Genomic DNA, 17,270 nt, shown 5'->3' with positions numbered 1-17,270 from the left:
TGCCCGATGAATGTCAACGCCATCGGCAGTCAGCGGAGCTTCATCATGGATAAGCGTGGAGAAGGTGTGCCGATCATTCTGATCGAAAGCGAGAGGTTGTCCGGAAAGAGACCGGAATTCAGGCTGATCAATGATGCCGAGCTCAAACTCACGATCTTTGCGGCGCCTTCCCCCCATGGCGAGGATTGAGGCGATTTCCGCGTCGTCAGGCTCGGCTCAAACCCCCAAGGCTCGAATCCGGGCGATAGCCTGTCGAACGGAGGCGACCGCTTGGTCGATCTCGGCCCGGGTGTGGTCTCGGCCGAAACTGATGCGAACGGCTCCGTAAAGCGCACGCTCCCCGACCCCCATCGCGCGCAGGACGTGAGACGGCTCGATGGCACCGGATGAGCACGCGGATCCGGTGCCGATGGCGATCTCGGCGGCGAGCTGATTGATGAGTGCGTCGCTCGGGACGCCCTCGAAGGAGAGGTTGAGGATGTAGGGCGAGGTGCGGGCCGGGTCGCCGTTGATCTGGAAGCGGAGATCCTCGCCGAGACCCTGCAGGAAACGCTGCTTCAGCCCGGTGACGAGTCGGAGATCCTGATCGCGATGCGCCGCGGCACGGGCGAGCGCGCTGCTCAGGGCGACGATCTGATGGGTTGCGAGCGTCCCGGGGCGCAGGCCGTATTCCTGGCTCCCGCCCTCCATCAGCGGTTGAAGCCGGACATGACGGCGGTCGCGCACGACGAGACAGCCGACGCCCTTCGGGCCGTAGAACTTGTGCGCGGACAGCGACAGGAGATCGATCGGCGTCTGCGTGAGGTCGATCGCGAATTTCCCAGCGCCTTGGGCCGCATCGACATGGAAGAGGACGCCCGCCTCCGCGACCGCGGCGGCGACCTCGGCGATCGGCTGCATGACGCCGGTCTCGTTGTTGGTGTGCATCAGCGAGACCAGCAGCGTATCGGGGCGCAGGGCCGCGACGATGGACTCGGGCGTTACCCATCCGCCGCGGCTCGGCCTCACGTAGGTGGTTTCCACAGCATCGGACTCCAGACCTCGGCAGCAGGCGAGGACGGCCTTGTGCTCGATCGCGGAGGTGACTAGGTGGCGCCCCTGCTCGCGATAGGCCAGGGCGATGCCGCGCAGCGCGAGGTTGTTCGCCTCGGTCGCGCCGGCCGTGAAGACGATCTCGTCGGGTTCGCATCCAAGCTCCGCGGCGACCGCGCTGCGAGCGGCCTCCACGCGTTGCGCCGCGTCGCGGCCTTGCGGGTGGCTTGTCGAAGAGGGGTTGCCGGGGACGTTGCGCAGGACATCGATCATGTCCGCGATGACGTGCGGATCAACCGCAGTGGTTGCGGCGGTATCGAAGTAGAGCGGCTGCATGGTATCGGGCTTCCGGCGTGTTGGCTGTCGACATCGGCCGAGGCGTGAGGGGCCAGACAAAGTAGGCCGCAAGCCGGGCCAATACGCAAGACGCGGGGTGTGCGTTGTTCTGCCCTCGGCAGGTCAACGGACACCCCGCGCCATGTGGATGTCTCCCCCCGCACGGCGGGGGGAGCGGGACCGCGTCGGTGCTTAGTGGCTTGCCGCACCCTCCGCACCGATGCCGGTTTCGCAACGGATGCGCTGGGCGAAGTAGGCCGCCCGATCGATCTTGGCGCGCTCGGAGTTGTCGAGGATCGAGAAGAACCAGATGCAGAAGAAGGCGATCGGGATCGAGATGATCGCCGGGTTGTCGAGCGGGATCAGCCCGACCGGAACCGCAACACCCTCTGCATTGACCGCGGTAAAGCCAAGCACGTCGCCCCACACCGCCTTGGAGACTATGGTGAGCCCCACCGCGCTGATGAGTCCGGCGAAACCGCCGATCATTGCGCCGCGCGTCGTCATCTTGCCCCAGAAGATCGAGGCCACCAGCACGGGGAAGTTCGCGCTCGCCGCGATCGCGAAGGCCAAACCGACCATAAAGGCCACGTTCTGGGATTCGAACGCGATGCCCAGGCCGATCGCGAGCACGCCGAGGGCCAGAGTCGCGATGCGCGAGACGCGGATCTCGGTTGTCTCGTTGCTGCGACCGCGCGCGATCACGCTGGCGTAGAGGTCATGCGAGATTGCGGAGGCACCGGCCAGGGTCAGACCCGCGACCACGGCGAGGATGGTCGCGAAGGCGACCGCCGAGATGAAGCCGAGGAAGAGGTTTCCGCCGACCGCTTCGGCCAGGTTGATGGCCACCATGTTGGTGCCGCCCGACAGCCCGGTGATCAACTGATCCCGAATCACGGAGCCGTCCGCGGCAAGCGCCTCGGGCTTGAAGAACTGCGGATTCTGAGACAGAAGCACGATCGCGGCGAAGCCGATGATGAAGGTCAGGATGTAGAAATAGCCGATAAAGCCGGTGGCGTAGAAGACCGATTTGCGGGCCTCTTTGGCGTTCGGCACGGTGAAGAACCGCATCAGGATGTGCGGCAGACCGGCGGTGCCGAACATGAGGGCCAGACCCAGGGAGATGGCGTTGATCGGATCCTTCACCAGGGAGCCGGGGCCCATGATGGCGTCGCCCTTGGGGCTGATCTCCACGGCCTGTCTGAACATCTCCTCGGGGGAGAAGTTGAAGGCGGCGAGCGCGGCCACGGCCATGAAGGTCGCGCCCGAGAGCAGCAAGACGGCCTTGATGATCTGCACCCAGGTCGTCGCGGTCATGCCGCCGAAGATGACGTAGGTCATCATCAGGAGCCCGACCGAAACCACCGCGATCCAGTAGTCCAGCCCGAACAGCAACTGAATCAGCTTGCCCGCGCCGACCATCTGAGCGATCAGGTAGAAGGCGACGACGACCAACGACGAGATGGCCGCCATGGTGCGGATCTGGGTCTGACCGAAGCGGTAGGAGGTCACGTCGGCGAAGGTGAACTTGCCGAGGTTGCGGATCTGCTCGGCCATGAGGAACATGATCACCGGCCAGCCGACCAGGAAGCCGATGGAATAGATCAATCCGTCGTACCCGGTCGCGAAGACCAATCCGGAGATACCCAGGAAGGAGGCTGCGGACATGAAGTCGCCGGCGATGGCCAAGCCGTTCTGCATGCCGGTAATGCCGCCGCCGGCGGTGTAGAAGTCACTCGCGGAGCGTGTCCGCTTCGACGCCCAATAGGTGATACCCAGGGTCGCGCCGACGAAGATGACGAACATGACGATGGCCGTGACGTTCACGCTGCTCTGAACGACGGTGCCCGTCAAGGCGGGCGCGGCAGCGATTCCGAAGGGGACCATGAGGGCAGCAAACACGCCCCAAATTCCGAGACGTGTCATTCGAAATCCTCCTGGATCTCTTTGGTGAGGCGATCGAACTGCCCGTTCGCACGGGCCACGTAGATGCCCGTGAGGATGAAGGCACTCAGGATAATCAGGATGCCGATCGGCATGCCGACGGTCATCGTCCAGCCTTCGGCCACAGGGGTGGCCAGCCATTCCGGCTGGAAGGCAATGACGAGGATGAACCCGTAATAGATGATCAGGATGACGGCGGTCAGGGTCCAAGCGAAGCGCTTGCGCGCGCCGATCAGCTCCCGATAACGCGGATGTGCCGTGATGGCATCGACCGTGTGTTGCTTCATTTAAGGGTACCTTTGGAGGCGGTTGTTTTTGGTCGTCCGACGCACGCCGGTCAGACACCATCGATCGGCATCGGAAAACAGCGCATGAGATCCGGACCTACGGCACCCGGGAGGTCTCGGCGGACAGGGGCGCAGCGTCCCCGGTGGGATGATTCGATCAGGCGATCGCCGGGCTCGGTGAGCGCGCGATTGTGTTGGCCCGGCGGGGTTGCGTCAATGATCCATGCATTCTTTCTGTCTATCCGAAGAATTGATAAAGCCGACCGCGCAGGGCGCGCTTCGTCACGGCGCCGCGGATAACGCGGATGGCCACCGGGGCCAGGGAAGATCCGGCCCGAGACGGACCCCCGAACGGGCGATCCGCCGCGGGCCGAAGGCGAGCGGCGCGCAGCGTTGAGCTACGGATCTACATGAACGGATAATCCGCGATGCCCGGATTGCCCGCGACGTTCTTGAGTTTCGGCGTGTTGAGCTTCTCGATCTTGACCGTCTTGATGTCGCGCAGATAGGTCGCGACCGTGTCCCAGATCGGCTCACCCGGCGATTGACTACCGACCGTCGCCCAACCGGCAACCACGTAGGTCTTGTCGGCATCGATCTTGGTGCCGTCGTCGAGCGCCATGTCCAGGATACGCTCGCCCATGGAGGCGGTCGGATCGCAGACGTAGTCCAGTCCGCCGACACGCACCATGTCACCGCCCTGCTGGACGTAAGGATCCGGATTGAAAAGGTTGTCGCAGACGTCCTCGAGGATCAGCTTGATGTCCGCGCCGGTCATCTCGCGCCGGTAGGTCTCCGGGTAGGTGATGCAAGTCTGATCCATGACGTTGTCCATGGTGATCTTCTGGCCCGGCAGCACGGTCGTCCCCCATCGGAAGCCCGGCGAGAGGCTGATCTGGGCGTCGTTGACCTTGCGCAGCGCGTCGCAGATCACCTGATCGAAGGTGCCGTTGAAGTTGCCGCGGCGGAACAGGGTTTCCTCGGCGGTCGCAAGCTCTTCTTCCAGTTGGGCCTTATAGGGTGCACGCACGCCCGTGATGTACTCGACCATCGCCGCGTTCGGCTCGAGCAGGTTGGAGAAAACCGGCAGCAGGCGATAGCGGAAATCCTGCAGCTTGCCGTCTTTCACCTCCATGTCCATGACGCCCAGATATTTGCCGTTGGATCCGGCGTTGGTCACCAGGGTCTTTCCGGAGGCGTTCTCGACGATAGTCGGCGCCGGCATCCCGTCGTGGGTGTGGCCGCCGAAGATGACGTCGATGCCCGTGACGCGCGAGGCCATCTTCAGGTCTACATCCATGCCGTTGTGCGACAGCACGACCACCAGATCGGGTTTCTCGTCCTCGCGGACCTGATCGACGATCTCCTGCATCCGCCCGTCCTCGATGCCGAAGGTCCAGTCCGGCATGAAGCGCTGCGGGTTGGCGATCGGTGTGTAGGGGAATGCCTGCCCGACCACGGCGACCTTCACGCCGCCGACCTCCTTGATACTGTAGGGCTTGAAGGCCAGCCCCATGTCCTCGTCGAAGCCGGCGAAATCCGCGAAGCGGTAGTCGAAAAGCGCCTCTTCGCGCACCTTGACGTTCTGAGCGACGAAGTCGCCCCTGAATTCGCCGACGTTCTTGATGACCTCCTCGTCGAGGTAGGTGAACTCCCAGTGGCCGGTCATGACGTCGACGCCGAGCAGATTACAGGCGCCGACCATATCCATGCCGCGGGTCCAGTAGGCGGTCCCCGAACCCTGCCAGGTGTCGCCGCCGTCGAGCAACAGGCTGTTGCCGTCGCCGCGCTCGGTGCGGACGCGATCCACCAGCGTCTTGAGATGGGCAAAGCCACCGACCGCGCCGTATTTCTCCGCACCGGCGTCGAAATCGAGGAAGGTGAAGGCATGCGCCTCGATGCCGCCCGGATCGACCCCGAAGTGCTTCAGGAACGCCTCGCCCACGACGTGCGGCGCCTGCCCGAAGGCCGGCCCGATACCCAGATTGACGCTCGGCTCGCGGAAATAGACCGGGTTCAACTGCGCGTGCGTGTCGGTGATATGCAGGAGGGTGACGTTGCCGAACTTCGGCACCTCGTAAAGATCGGCCGGCATCCGCTTTGCGGCGAAGACCGACGAGGGGAACATCCCGGCAGCACCGGCGATTCCCATGAGTCGCATGAATTCACGTCTTGATAGTGACATTGGTTCTTAGTCCTCCGTTTGGCTGCAAGTGCGCCCCCTGCCACTGAGGCCGACGGCGTGGTGAATCCCGACTAGTATGCCCGGTCATGGGTCGCGAACGCCATCGCCGAGCCCTCAGCGGGTCAGATTGTCGCTTTCCTACAAGTCGTTCCGCGTCGCACCTTGGGAGTCGGACATTTTCAATTCGACGTGTTAGGATTCGTCCGACAGAACATCGCGGCGTCAACGAACGACCGCGGGAAGACCGCGCGACGACGCGGAGATCAGACAAGAAATCAGGGACCGGAGCAACTCCGAGCCCACGTCGTTACAGCAGAGACCTTAGGAGGCTACACCCATGCTGTCCCTACGCCCGATCCGAGCGAGCGCGATCGCTCTTGGCCTTGGATTATCCACACTTGCCGTCGTCGCTGCGGCGGTCGATATGCCTGAAATGGACCTCAACGGCGATGCCGTGGCCGGAAAAGCCCTTGCCGAAGACAACAGCAAGGGCAATTGCGTTGCCTGCCATATGATCGTCGGCGCCGAGAGCCCCGGAGCCATCGGCCCGGCCTTGATCGCCATGCAGACCCGCTATCCAAGCAAGGAAGCCCTCGCCCGCCAGATCTGGGACGCGACCGTCAAGGCGCCCGAGGCCGCCATGCCGCCGTTCGGTAGGCACGAGATCCTGACCAACAAGGAATTCGCGGACGTCGTCGAATACGTCTGGAACCTCTAAGAGTCCCCATCGGAGACAAGCAAACAATGTCAAAGCTATTGTTGTCTATCACTGCGCTGGGTCTCGCCTGCTCGCTCGCCGCCCCGGCCTTCGCCTCGACGCCCGAGGAGGACAAGGCGATCTTTCAAGCCTATTTCACCGAGCGTTTCCCGAGTGTACCCCTTCAGGAGTTCGCCAACGGCGTCTACGCCATTGACCCGGTCGGGCGGGAGAATTGGGAGGCGATCGAGGAATTCCCGCCGTACGAGAACGCACTCACTGCCGGCGAGGAAATGTGGAACACCCCGTTCGCCAATGGCAAGACCTACGCAGAGTGCTTCCCGGATGGTCCGGCGATCGCCGGCAAGTATCCCTACTGGGACAAGGAGCGCGGCATGGTCATCACCCTGCCGCTTGCCATCAACGAGTGTCGCGAAGCCAACGGAGAGAAGCCGCTCGGTTACTCGAAGGGTCCGATGGCGGACATCACGGCCTATATGGCCTACGAGTCCCGCGGTCAGGTCACGAATGTGGAAATTCCGGCGGACGACCCCCGCGCGCTCGCGGCCTACGAGGCAGGGAAGGAGTTTTACTTCGCACGGCGCGGTCAGTTCAACTTCTCCTGCAGCCATTGCCACTTCGGCAACTCGGGTACGTCCCTGCGCACAGAGATTCTGAGCCCGGCCTTCGGTCACACCACGCACTGGCCGGTCTATCGCTCGAAGTGGGGCGAGATGGGCACGCTGCATCGCCGCTACGAAGGCTGCAACGAGCAGGTGCGCGCGGCGCCCTTCCCGCTACAGGGCGAGGAGTATCGTAACCTCGAATTCTTCATGACCTACTTGAACAACGGCCTGGAGCTCAATGGCCCCGGTTCACGCAAGTAACGCACGCCAATAACGCCGACCACTAAAGGCATGAGGGCGCGCCCCGGCGGCGCGCCCTTTGGAGAGCGCACGAGAGGAGTTTCAACACGATGTCGATTCGCAGTGTAATCAGAACGATCATCATCGGCGGCCTTTTGGTCGCCCTGCCCGTCACCAGCGCATGGGCAACCTACAGATCCGAAGCCGAGCAGGCGATCGAAGAGGCCAAGGCGGCACACGCCGCTGCGCAGACAGCTGGTGTCGCATCCGAGGAAACCGCTTCGATGATCAAAGAGGCGGAGGCTATCATGCCCGATCGCCAATTCACCAAGGCCCGCGAGCTGGCCCTCAAGGCGATGAAGCAAGACACCTTCGCCGTCGAGCAGGCGAAAGGCGGCACCGTCGATGCCGGCGCGGCGAAACAAGCCGAAGAGGCCATCGCCGCAGCCGAGGCCGCGCGCAAGAAGGCAAGCTCGGTCCGGGGCGAGTGGCGCGATACCGGCAAGTTCCTCAAAGAGGCGCGGGAACTCGCCAAGTCGGGCGATTTCACTAAGGCGATCGCTCTGGCCGAGAAGGCACGGCGTCAAGGAGAGATGGGCTACGAGCAAGCCGTCGGCCAGAAAGGGGCGACCTTCCCCACTTACGTGAAGAAACCGCAGTGACGGGATAACCGGGTCGCATCAGACCCGTGAAGGCCGACCCTCTTAAATCGGATTAAGGAGACCATCGATGCTGAAACAGACCACCACTGCAACACTCTGGATCGTGCTCGCAAGCGCCTTGCCCGGCGCCCTGCTCGCTGCCGACAACCGGATCTCGGCGACCATCGAGAGCATGGATGTCATCCACAACGGCCAGACCGTGACCATTCAGCGCGGTCACGACCGCGACGCGACTCTTCCGGCGATGTTCCAGAAGACCGATCGCGGCTGCCCCCCCTTCTGCGTGCAACCGATCGTCGCCCTCCCCGGCGTCGGCACCATCGGCGAGCTGGAAATGCTCGAGTACCTGAACCGCAAGTCCAAGGGTGACGACAGCATCCTCGTCGTCGACTCCCGCACCCCCGACTGGGTCATGCGCGGGACCATCCCCGGCGCGATCAATATCCCCTGGAACAAGATCAGCTCGGATGCCGCCGGAACCTTCGAAACGCCCGAGCAAGCCGAAGACTTCCAGCAGATCCTCGGAGACGAGTTCGGCGGTCGCTTCGACGCCGAGAAGAACGCTTGGGACTTCACCAACGCCAGGACCCTCGTCCTCTTCTGCAACGGCATCTGGTGCGGACAGTCCACCGAGAACATCAAGACCCTCGTGGATCTCGGCTATCCGGTGCATAAGCTCAAGTGGTATCGCGGCGGAATGCAGGACTGGGTCAGCGTCGGCCTGACGACCGTCAAGCCCTGAACGGCATCGCCGCTCGGCCCTCGGGGGCTACCGGCGACATCACGCGAAAGGCGCCTTCGGGCGCCTTTCGTCGTTTTCCTCAAAGTTAACCCTCTCGTCGGATCCGCAGTAGAATAGCGGCGCGCGCGGGTGGCGGAACTGGTAGACGCACTGGATTTAGGTTCCAGCGGAGCAATCCGTGGGGGTTCGAGTCCCCCCTCGCGCACCAAACCATAGCAGGGACTTGGATCATTCGATCCGCTCCAGAACGACGATGCCGAGCTTGATCGAGCGACGCTTTCCGGCGAAGTCGATATCGAGAACGTCCTTCTCGCGCACGCGCACGATGCGCCCCTCGCCGAACACCCGATGCCGGATCCGATCATTGACCGCCCAAAGCGGCGAGCCATCCCCGCTCGACGCCGCGGGGTGCGCTTTGGGCACGGCATAGCGATCCGGGATGCCGACCGCCTCCAGATAGCGATTCAGCAGAGCGCTCGCTTCGGCGGGTGCATCGGGAAGTTTGGCCTGCGGATCGGTTCCCGACAGCCGTTTGGACACGACACCCCCGACCGACACCGCGGTTCGCAGTCGCGCCTCGAAGACAAACCGGCTGGCCGGCGTGCGCGAGCTCCCGGGGCCTCGCGACGCGCGGCCTTGCCATGCCGCATCGAAGCGCTCGTCGGGCGGGATGACGAGGACCAGCCGCTCCTTGGCGCGGGTGAAGGCTACGTAAGCAAGGCGTCGTTCCTCTTCGGGATCGGATCGATCCGACGGGAACTGGCCTTCCTCGAGTCCGGCGGCGATGACTAGCGGCCACTCCAACCCCTTCGCTTGGTGAATCGTGGAGAGCAGGATCACGTCGCGGCCGGCCGCCTCGCGCCGGCTCGCCGGGCGCAGCGCGTCCAAATGCGCGAGAAAGCCGCCGACCGACGCACGGGTACGCAGCGCCGCTCCGAGCAGGGTCCGATAGGCGATCTCTTTCTCGGTTGCCGCGTCCCTGCTCGCGGATCGTGCGAAGGACTCGGTCAGATCGGTCCGTAAGGCGTACAGCCGCAGTGCCTCGGCGGCAGGCAGCCCGCTCCAGCTCGGGACCTCGCTCCAGAGGTCGGCGCGAGCGCGAATTTTGGCCGCCAGGTAAGGCTTGCGCGTCTGAGTCGCCACCTCGAGCAACCGCGTGCGCGCGCGTTCGGGCTGTCGGGCGATCGACTCGGCGAGATCGGCGACGGTCTTTGCGGGAAGCCACAGCGTGGGGGTCGTCAGCATCGCGCCGATGATCTCGGGCGCGCGCGCATCCGCAAAGAGTGAGCCATCGGCGAGCCGCAGCCAGCCGAGAAGTCCGACGACGTCGCGGTCGGTCAAGAGGTCGCCCTTCGGCTTGAAGTAGGGAATCCCGCGATCCATGAGGGCGAGCTCGAGCCCCAAGGTCTGCGCCCAGAGTCGCGCGAGCACGGCACACTCGCCCGGACGGCGACCGTCGCCACACCAGCGTTCAATGACGTCGACGACCGCGGACTGATCGCCCGCGGCCTCGCCGCGAACCACGTCGATCCCGGTGTCCGGCGTGGAAAGCGCCGAAACGCAGAGGGTCGGCACCCGGTTGCGGTTGTTCTCGATCAGCATGCCGGCGGCGAGCGAGACCCGATGCCCGAAGCGAAAGGTCTTCGACAAGGTGTAACGGGTGACACCGGGAAAAAAGTGCTCGAAGTCCTCGCCCATGAACTCCGGACGGGATCCGCGCCAGACGTAGATGCATTGGGAGTCGTCGCCGACGGCGTTCAAGGTCGCGCGTGTCCCGATCAACCGGACGAGCAGCTCGACCTGGATGCGACTGACATCTTGAAACTCGTCCACGACCACCACGTCGAGCTTATTGGTCACCAGCGCGAGCGCGTCCGGGTGCGTCATCATGAGCGTCGCAGGCTCGGACAGGAGGTCCGCGAAGAAGCGCAGACCGGCCCGCTTGCGGGCGGTCTCGAAGCGATCGAAGGCGCGGATGAAATAGCCGTAGTTGCTCGGTATCCGGAAGGCTTTGAAGGCGTCCCGCGGCGTGCGGATGTCCGACTTCACCAGACCGATAAAGATGCGAAAGGCTTCCAGATCGTCTTGGCTCGGGTAGTCGTCGGCGTGCTCCTCCTTGATCGCCGCCAAGGCCGCCTCGCGTACGAGCCGCTTCTCGACACCCTCGTTCTCCTCCAAACGCAGGCGCGGCAGGAGCCCGTGTCGCTCGAAGAGTGCGATCAGGCTCAGCCCGAGACTGTGGAAGGTCGAGACCTTCGGGGCTTGAAACGACACCGGCAAGGCAGAGGCCAGGCGCTCTTTGATCTCGCGTGCGGCGGCCTTGTTGAAGGCCAGTACGCGGATGCGCTCGGGGGGAACCCCCTGCTCCAGGAGAAAGCGCACCCGCCCGATCAGCATCTGCGTCTTGCCTGAACCCGCGACCGCAAAGGTGAGCGAATGGCCGCCGGCGTGCTCGATGGCTCGGAGTTGTTCGTCGGTGTAGCGCATGCAGTCGCAGGGGTTCGTCGCAGATATCACCGATAGGATATCTCAGCGGCGACCCTGTGGTGTTCCGACCCGGGCATTCTTCGACCGGTCGGCATTCCGCCCTTCCCTGCCCGGCGCTTAACCCCCTCGAGCACAGGTTATCCACACGACCGGCCACAGGGATTGTGCACAACGCGTCCGCCTCCGCCGTGGTGGGCACCGACGTCGATCGAGAAAGATCCGACGCCGCCTCCCATCACGGTATGTCATGTCGAGGAGAGAAAGCCCGGGGCGGCATGCGCCGACATTGAGTAAGATGCGAACTCGCTTTCACGAGAACCTGACCGCGATGCGCCCGATGTTTCACCCCGTCCCTGCACTCCTCTTGCTGCTCTTCTCCACAGCCGTCGGCGCTACAGACACGTTCGAGGGCACCTGGTCCGCGCCGAGTCTGTCGCGTCCGGATACCCCGATCGTGATCGGACTCTTGCCGGACGGTGTCGCCACCGAGCAGATCGGCGACTACCGGGGCGCCGGAACTTGGACGAGCGAGGACGGATCCGCTCGCATCGATTGGGGTAAAGGCTGGATCGGTCTGCTGCGCCCGATGCCCGAGGGGGGCTATCGCCTGCTGACGTGGAAAGCCGGCTCGCCGGTGGCCGGTCCTCCCGACGACGACAAACCCGCCGTGCGCGTCGAGCCCGCTCGAACCCGAGGGCGTTTTTGTCTCGACGCAGCCACCCACGCCCGGGACGCCTTCCGCGTGGGAAGCGGCGGGCATCGCCGAGAGCCTCGCGGCACTGCAGCAGGGTCCGGACTTCCCTGATGTGCCGCTGATCGTCCTGGCGGCGTCCGACCATCAGGATACCGCCGAGCGGGAAGCCCTGTGGCTCGAGATCCAACGCGGGACGGCCGCGCTTTCACCGCAGGGCGAGCTGCGCATTGCGCAAGGCAGCGGACATTTCATCCAGGAGGATCGCCCCGAGACGGTCGTCGCCGCGATCGAAGCGGTTCTGGCCGCGACGGGGACGGACCTCGGGGATTGCACAGGGCCGGATCGAACGGGGGACCGGGATCCATAGGGGGGAATGGCAATGACGATTCGTGGAGCGCAAGGTGATGGTGCGAACGCGTTGAAACAGCCGCCGTGGCTGGAAAACGCCGAGGGCAAGATGCGGCGGGTCGGTGTCGAGCTGGAGATGAGCGGGCTTGGGATCGATGCCCTGGCCGAGTGTGTGGCCGGCTTCTTTGGCCTCGAGATTCGATCGCGCGGGCGTTACGAGCGCGTGCTAGAGGGCGATTCGGCGGGCGACTGGGTCGTCGAGCTGGACTACGACCTGCTCAAACGGCTCGGCCGCGAGGCCCACGCCGAGGACACCTTGGAGGGAGAGATGGCTCTGGCCGCCGAAGGTGCGCTCGCCTGGGCCGCCGAGGCGATCGTTCCCGTCGAGGTGGTCGGCCCGCCGCTGCCGCTGGATCGGCTCGGGGAGGTCGAAGGGCTCATCGTTCGTCTGCGCGAGGCGGGCGCCAAAGGCACCTCCGACAGTCTCGTCAACGCCTTCGGCATGCAGTTCAATCCGGAGGTGCCCGACACCTATCCGGACACCATCACGGCCTATGTAAAGGCGTTCCTGTGTTTGTCCGACTGGCTGGTCGCGCGTGCGGACATCAATCTCGCGCGAAGGGTCACAAGCTATGTCGATCCCTTCCCGCAGGTCTATACCCGCAAGGTGATCGCACCCGATTACCGGCCCGATCTTTCGATGCTGATCGACGACTACCTTGCCGACAACCCTACCCGCAACCGCATGCTCGACATGCTGCCGCTGTTTCTCTTTCTCGACGAAGAGCGTGTGCGCAAGGTCACGGACGATCCGCTCGTGAAGCCGCGACCCACCTTTCATTACCGCCTGCCCGATTGCGAGATCCACAAACCGAACTGGGGCTTGTATCTCGCCTGGAACGACTGGGTGGAGGTGGAACGATTGGCCGCCGATACGGCGCGTCTGAACGGCTGCTGCGCGGCCTATCTCGCCTTCCTCGATCGCCCGCTCGAGCGCTGGCTCGAGGCGTGGAAAGACGTTCTGGAGACCGAGTGGCTCGAGCGCCCTTAATCGCGATCACCGGACCGACGCGCGGCGCCTTCGGCCCTCGTCTGCTGGTCGCACTCGCGGTGCGACTCTACGGCGGTCGGCCCCTGCAGGTTCGCCCGGGCGACGCCCCGAAGTCTTTGACCTATCAGGGCGTGGTGGTGACGGGCGGTCATGATGTCGAGCCGGTGCTCTATGCCGCCGAGCCCGAGGTCGAGCCGAATTACGACCGGGCGCGCGACGCGCTCGAAACCGAGGTGATCCAGGATGCGCTCGACCGCCGTTTGCCCTTGCTCGGGATCTGCCGAGGTGCGCAATTGCTCAATGTCTGCCGCGGCGGATCCTTGTTTCAAGACCTGCGCTCGAAGCGCTACAAGACATCTCATCGCTGGACCGTCCTTCCGCTGAAAACCCTCTGCGTGGATGATGCGGCCACGGTGATCTGCCGGCTTCTGGGCCCCGGTCGTCGGCACATCAACAGCCTGCACAATCAGGCCATCGATCGACTCGGGGACGGTTTGCGCGTCAGCGGTCGAGATCTCGACGGCATCGTCCAGGCGATCGAAGATCCACAGGCCGACTTTTTGGTCGGCGTGCAATGGCATCCGGAGCTCCTGATCTACCTGCCGCGTCAGCGCGCCCTGTTCCGCACGCTCGTCGGACATGCACGCGCTTTGGCGTGAAGGATTTACGAAGACTTTACGCCGAAGCCCGCCGGGTCACATAGCGCCTTGACGCCCCGCCTTCCTAGACTGCGTATCCAAGGAGCATCACACGAGACCGGTCTTCGATGGATACCGCCCTTCTCCTCATCGTCGTCGCCCTCGCGGGCTACCTGCTGTTTGCCCTGATCCATCCCGAGCGGTTTTAGCCCGTGATGATGATCATGGCGATCCTCGGCGTCGTTATCCTTCTGAGCCTTTTCGGGCTCTGTTTCCTTTTCATCGACTGGGTGGACCGGCTATGAACGAGGTGTTCTTGGTCTACGCCCTCGTCTTGCTCCTGGCTTGGCCCCTGGGACGCTACCTGGCGTTGGTGCATTCATCCACGCCCACCCCGCTGGATCGCGTGTTCGGCCCCCTGGAGCGCATCCTCTACCGCACCATGGGGATCGATCCTGCCGCCCGGATGGGCTGGGTCGCCTACGGCAAGGCGCTGCTCGCGCTGCATCTGGTCATTGCCTTGATCGCCTTTGCGATCCTCATGCTGCAAGGCTGGCTGCCGATCAACCCGGACGGCATCCCCGGCATGGACTGGGACCTGGCGCTCCATACCACGGCCGCCTTCATCACCAACACCAACCAGCAGCATTATGCGGGTCAGGCGCAGCTGTCCTATTTCGCACAGCTCTTCGCCGTCGTCGCCATGCAGGTGATCACGCCGGCGGCGGGGATCGCGGCGCTGGTTGCCATCCTGCGCACCCTGCTCGGGCCGGAGAGCGCGCAGGCGAGAACGGCATCGGGCGAGGTCGCGGTCGGGCACTTCCATGTCGATCTGGTGCGTACCATTGTGCGGCTGCTCCTGCCGTTGGCCTTTCTGACGGCGTTGCTGCTTGCCTGGCAGGGTGTCCCGAGCAGCTTCGAGGGGGCGCGCGTGGTCACGCCCCTGGACGCGAGCGCCGCGCTCGCCGAGCAGCGCATCCCGATCGGACCGGTCGCGCCGATGGTCGCGATCAAGCAGCTCGGGACCAACGGCGGCGGCTGGTACGGCGCCAACAGCGCGGTGCCGCTGGAGAATCCGATGCCTGTTTCAAATCTCGTCGAGACGGTCGCGATCCTGCTCATTCCGGTCGCCCTCTTGGTCATGGCAGCCTATCTGACCGGGCAACGACGCCTGGTCCTGTCGATCTTCGCGGTCATGCTGGTGCTCTCGGCGGCTTTGTCCGGGCTCGCGATCTGGTCGGAGAACCAGCCGAATGCAGCCTTCGTCGGTCTCGCCGCGGAGGGGCCGAACCTGGAAGGAAAAGAGGTCCGCTTCGGTGCGACGGCCACGGCGCTCTGGGGCAGCCTGACCACCCAGACGTCGAACGGTTCGGTCAGCGGCATGCATGATTCGTTCAATCCTTTGGGCGGACTCGCGACCTTGATGGGCATGTTCATCAATGCGACCTTCGGCGGGGTCGGGGTCGGTCTGATCAACTATCTGCTGTTTCTTCTGCTCGCTGCCTTTCTCGGGAGCTTGATGGTGGGGCGATCACCCGAATTCCTCGGCCGACCCATCGAGGCGAGGGAGATGAAGCTGATCTCGATCGCGCTCTTGTTGCAGCCGCTCTTGATTCTGTCGCTGAGCGCGGTCGCGGTCTCGGTTCCCGGCTTGGCACAGACCTCCAACCCCGGTTTCCACGGTTTGAGCCAGGTCCTCTACGAATACACCTCGGCCTATGCGAACAACGGCTCGGGCTTCGAAGGCTTGGGCGACGACACGCCCTGGTGGAACCTGAGCTGCGCGCTCGCCCTGATCCTCGCCCGCTTTATTCCCATCCTGGCCCCGCTCGCGATTGCCGCCGCTATGGCCGGGAAGCGGGTCGCGCCGACCACCTCTGGCAGCCTGAACGTGGCTACACCCACCTTTGCGGTCCTCACCTTGGGGGTGATCCTGATGTTCGCACTCTTGAGCTTCTTTCCGGCACTCGCCCTCGGTCCCTTGGCCGAGCAGTGGACGCCCGTGCCATGAGCAGCCTGTCGCGGCAGCCGGACGACACCATGGCCGCCGTCCTGCGCAGATCGCGCAAGCCCCGAGCCCGCTTTGCCCCCTTGACCGGCCGCAGCCTCATCCGGCTCGCCGGTCAGGCAATCCGACGGCTGGATCCGCGCTCCCTGGCACGCAACCCGGTGATGTTCGTGGTCGGAGCCGGTACCCTGGTGACGCTCTGGCTGACCGGCGAGGCACTGCTGGACGGTCGTCCCTTCGGATTCGATCTGGCGATCGCCACGACGCTCCTCTTCACCCTGCTCTTCGCCAACGCCGCCGAGGCGCTGGCGGAGGCACGCGGTCGCGCCCAAGCCGACAGCCTGCGCTCCACCCGAGACCACCTGTTCGCCAACCGACTCGCGGGCGAGCGCGAGGAGCAGGTCCCCGCCCGGGATCTGTGCATCGGCGATCGGATCCGGGTGCGCGCCGGGGAGCTGATCCCGGCTGACGGCGAGATCGTCGAAGGGGCGGCGAGCATCAACGAGTCGGCCGTTACCGGCGAGTCCGCGCCAGTGCTGCGCGAGGCCGGGACCGACAACAGCGGGGTCACGGCCGGGACCAAGGTCCTCTCGGATGTCATCCTGATCGAGGTCACGGCCGTCTTCGGGCAGACCCTGCTCGATCGCATGATCGCCTTGGTCGAGGGGGCGAAGCGGCAGAAGACGCCGAACGAGATTGCGCTGACCGTGCTGCTGACGGCGCTGACCCTGGTCTTCCTGATCGTGGTCGCCACCCTGCTGCCCTTTGCCCGGTTCGTCGGCACCGAGGTGTCGCCGACCGTCCTGGTGGCCCTGCTGGTGTGTCTCATCCCGACCACGATCGGCGGACTGCTGCCGGCGATCGGCATCGCCGGCATGGACCGCGCGATGCGGGCCAATCTGGTCGCCAAATCGGGCAAGGCGGTGGAGGTCGCGGGCAACATCGACACCCTCCTGCTCGACAAGACGGGCACCGTCACCTACGGCGATCGCCATGCCACGGATTTCCGCCCCGTCGGGGAGACGACCGAGACGCGGCTACGCGATGCCGCGCTGCTCGCCTCGTTTGCCGACCCGACCCCGGAGGGCAAATCCATCGTCGCCCTCGCCCGCGAGCGCGGGGCGAGCGCGGCGGCCGGGGTCGATGACCGCTTCGTGCCCTTCTCGGCGCGCACCCGGCTCTCCGGGATCGATCGGCCCGACGGCGGGCGCATCCGCAAGGGTGCGCCGGATGCAATCCGGCGCTTCGTCACCGAGAACGGGGGCATCTATCCGGAGGAGACGACCCGGGTCG

Annotated in this window: 16 protein-coding genes, 1 tRNA gene and 1 pseudogene; 13 read left to right on the top strand and 5 right to left on the bottom strand. The window is 64.7% G+C overall.

The genetic code is table 11. The features are described from left to right. Window positions 1-189 (top strand): annotated as a pseudogene (locus VLR48_RS15100) (hypothetical protein); the annotation flags it as partial. A gap of 27 nt (window positions 190-216) precedes the next feature. Here VLR48_RS15100 and VLR48_RS15095 read toward each other — a convergent pair. The 4 genes from VLR48_RS15095 to soxB form a co-directional block, all read right to left on the bottom strand. Beyond that, window positions 217-1,368: a cysteine desulfurase family protein gene (locus VLR48_RS15095; RefSeq protein ID WP_325292583.1), complete on the bottom strand. Its 1,152-nt coding sequence runs from the start codon at window positions 1,366-1,368 to the stop codon at window positions 217-219. Window positions 1,369-1,560: 192 nt separating this feature from the next. Then, the gene (locus VLR48_RS15090; protein ID WP_325292582.1) at window positions 1,561-3,294 is read right to left on the bottom strand and encodes a cation acetate symporter; all 1,734 of its coding nucleotides are present in this window, start codon (window positions 3,292-3,294) and stop codon (window positions 1,561-1,563) included. Continuing rightward, entirely contained in the window at window positions 3,291-3,599 is a 309-nt protein-coding gene (locus tag VLR48_RS15085; protein ID WP_325292581.1) for a DUF485 domain-containing protein, read from the bottom strand. Before VLR48_RS15085 ends, VLR48_RS15090 begins: the two co-directional genes overlap by 4 nt. A gap of 406 nt (window positions 3,600-4,005) precedes the next feature. Beyond that, window positions 4,006-5,784 (bottom strand): thiosulfohydrolase SoxB, encoded by a 1,779-nt coding sequence (soxB, locus tag VLR48_RS15080; protein ID WP_325292580.1) that lies wholly within the window; start codon window positions 5,782-5,784, stop codon window positions 4,006-4,008. 337 nt (window positions 5,785-6,121) lie between these two features. Between soxB and soxX the strand changes: the two genes are divergently transcribed. The 5 genes from soxX to VLR48_RS15055 all read left to right on the top strand — a co-directional run bounded on the left by soxX (window position 6,122) and on the right by VLR48_RS15055 (window position 8,959). Beyond that, window positions 6,122-6,502 (top strand): sulfur oxidation c-type cytochrome SoxX, encoded by a 381-nt coding sequence (gene soxX / locus VLR48_RS15075; protein WP_325292579.1) that lies wholly within the window; start codon window positions 6,122-6,124, stop codon window positions 6,500-6,502. A 26-nt stretch (window positions 6,503-6,528) separates the two neighbouring features. Next, window positions 6,529-7,368, top strand: a complete 840-nt coding sequence (gene soxA, locus VLR48_RS15070; protein ID WP_325292578.1) for a sulfur oxidation c-type cytochrome SoxA — start codon at window positions 6,529-6,531, stop codon at window positions 7,366-7,368. Between the two features lie 89 nt (window positions 7,369-7,457). Then, on the top strand, window positions 7,458-8,009 hold the full coding sequence (locus VLR48_RS15065; protein WP_325292577.1) for a hypothetical protein: 552 nt from the start codon (window positions 7,458-7,460) through the stop codon (window positions 8,007-8,009). Window positions 8,010-8,076: 67 nt separating this feature from the next. Further along, window positions 8,077-8,751 (top strand): rhodanese-like domain-containing protein, encoded by a 675-nt coding sequence (locus VLR48_RS15060; protein ID WP_325292576.1) that lies wholly within the window; start codon window positions 8,077-8,079, stop codon window positions 8,749-8,751. Between the two features lie 123 nt (window positions 8,752-8,874). After that, window positions 8,875-8,959, top strand: a tRNA-Leu gene (locus VLR48_RS15055). 20 nt (window positions 8,960-8,979) lie between these two features. Here the strand turns inward: VLR48_RS15055 and VLR48_RS15050 are convergent. Next, window positions 8,980-11,238, bottom strand: coding sequence for an ATP-dependent helicase (locus VLR48_RS15050; protein ID WP_325292575.1), 2,259 nt, complete (start codon window positions 11,236-11,238; stop codon window positions 8,980-8,982). A gap of 295 nt (window positions 11,239-11,533) precedes the next feature. Between VLR48_RS15050 and VLR48_RS15045 the strand changes: the two genes are divergently transcribed. The 7 genes from VLR48_RS15045 to VLR48_RS15020 all read left to right on the top strand — a co-directional run. Further along, the gene (locus VLR48_RS15045; RefSeq protein WP_325292574.1) at window positions 11,534-12,043 is read left to right on the top strand and encodes a hypothetical protein; all 510 of its coding nucleotides are present in this window, start codon (window positions 11,534-11,536) and stop codon (window positions 12,041-12,043) included. 1 nt (window position 12,044) lies between these two features. Then, on the top strand, window positions 12,045-12,299 hold the full coding sequence (locus VLR48_RS15040; protein WP_325292573.1) for a hypothetical protein: 255 nt from the start codon (window positions 12,045-12,047) through the stop codon (window positions 12,297-12,299). A 51-nt stretch (window positions 12,300-12,350) separates the two neighbouring features. Next, window positions 12,351-13,331, top strand: a complete 981-nt coding sequence (locus tag VLR48_RS15035; protein WP_325292572.1) for an amidoligase family protein — start codon at window positions 12,351-12,353, stop codon at window positions 13,329-13,331. Further along, the gene (locus tag VLR48_RS15030; RefSeq protein WP_325292571.1) at window positions 13,313-13,990 is read left to right on the top strand and encodes a type 1 glutamine amidotransferase; all 678 of its coding nucleotides are present in this window, start codon (window positions 13,313-13,315) and stop codon (window positions 13,988-13,990) included. The genes VLR48_RS15035 and VLR48_RS15030 overlap by 19 nt, the downstream gene beginning before the upstream one ends. Window positions 13,991-14,097: 107 nt before the next feature. Beyond that, window positions 14,098-14,178: a K(+)-transporting ATPase subunit F gene (kdpF, locus tag VLR48_RS20310; RefSeq protein WP_363928884.1), complete on the top strand. Its 81-nt coding sequence runs from the start codon at window positions 14,098-14,100 to the stop codon at window positions 14,176-14,178. 92 nt (window positions 14,179-14,270) lie between these two features. Beyond that, window positions 14,271-15,980: a potassium-transporting ATPase subunit KdpA gene (gene kdpA, locus VLR48_RS15025; RefSeq protein WP_325292570.1), complete on the top strand. Its 1,710-nt coding sequence runs from the start codon at window positions 14,271-14,273 to the stop codon at window positions 15,978-15,980. Continuing rightward, window positions 15,977-17,270 (top strand): HAD-IC family P-type ATPase (locus tag VLR48_RS15020; RefSeq protein ID WP_325292569.1); only part of this gene is annotated, 1,294 nt, incomplete at its 3' end. The genes kdpA and VLR48_RS15020, both read left to right, overlap by 4 nt.

This window comes from Thiocapsa sp. (assembly GCF_035467215.1).
Taxonomy (GTDB): Bacteria; Pseudomonadota; Gammaproteobacteria; order Chromatiales; family Chromatiaceae; genus Thiocapsa.
This window is presented reverse-complemented; position numbering and strand designations above follow the sequence as displayed.

What these genes read in the sequence shown, in the direction of transcription:
- soxA (WP_325292578.1), top strand. Translation starts at nt 6,529, where the DNA reads ATGTCAAAGCTATTGTTGTCTATCACTGCGCTGGGTCTCGCCTGCTCG.
- VLR48_RS15095 (WP_325292583.1), bottom strand. Translation starts at nt 1,368, where the DNA reads ATGCAGCCGCTCTACTTCGATACCGCCGCAACCACTGCGGTTGATCCG.
- soxX (WP_325292579.1), top strand. Translation starts at nt 6,122, where the DNA reads ATGCTGTCCCTACGCCCGATCCGAGCGAGCGCGATCGCTCTTGGCCTT.
- VLR48_RS15090 (WP_325292582.1), bottom strand. Translation starts at nt 3,294, where the DNA reads ATGACACGTCTCGGAATTTGGGGCGTGTTTGCTGCCCTCATGGTCCCC.
- VLR48_RS15050 (WP_325292575.1), bottom strand. Translation starts at nt 11,238, where the DNA reads ATGCGCTACACCGACGAACAACTCCGAGCCATCGAGCACGCCGGCGGC.
- VLR48_RS15065 (WP_325292577.1), top strand. Translation starts at nt 7,458, where the DNA reads ATGTCGATTCGCAGTGTAATCAGAACGATCATCATCGGCGGCCTTTTG.
- VLR48_RS15085 (WP_325292581.1), bottom strand. Translation starts at nt 3,599, where the DNA reads ATGAAGCAACACACGGTCGATGCCATCACGGCACATCCGCGTTATCGG.
- kdpF (WP_363928884.1), top strand. Translation starts at nt 14,098, where the DNA reads ATGGATACCGCCCTTCTCCTCATCGTCGTCGCCCTCGCGGGCTACCTG.
- VLR48_RS15060 (WP_325292576.1), top strand. Translation starts at nt 8,077, where the DNA reads ATGCTGAAACAGACCACCACTGCAACACTCTGGATCGTGCTCGCAAGC.
- soxB (WP_325292580.1), bottom strand. Translation starts at nt 5,784, where the DNA reads ATGTCACTATCAAGACGTGAATTCATGCGACTCATGGGAATCGCCGGT.
- kdpA (WP_325292570.1), top strand. Translation starts at nt 14,271, where the DNA reads ATGAACGAGGTGTTCTTGGTCTACGCCCTCGTCTTGCTCCTGGCTTGG.
- VLR48_RS15045 (WP_325292574.1), top strand. Translation starts at nt 11,534, where the DNA reads ATGCGAACTCGCTTTCACGAGAACCTGACCGCGATGCGCCCGATGTTT.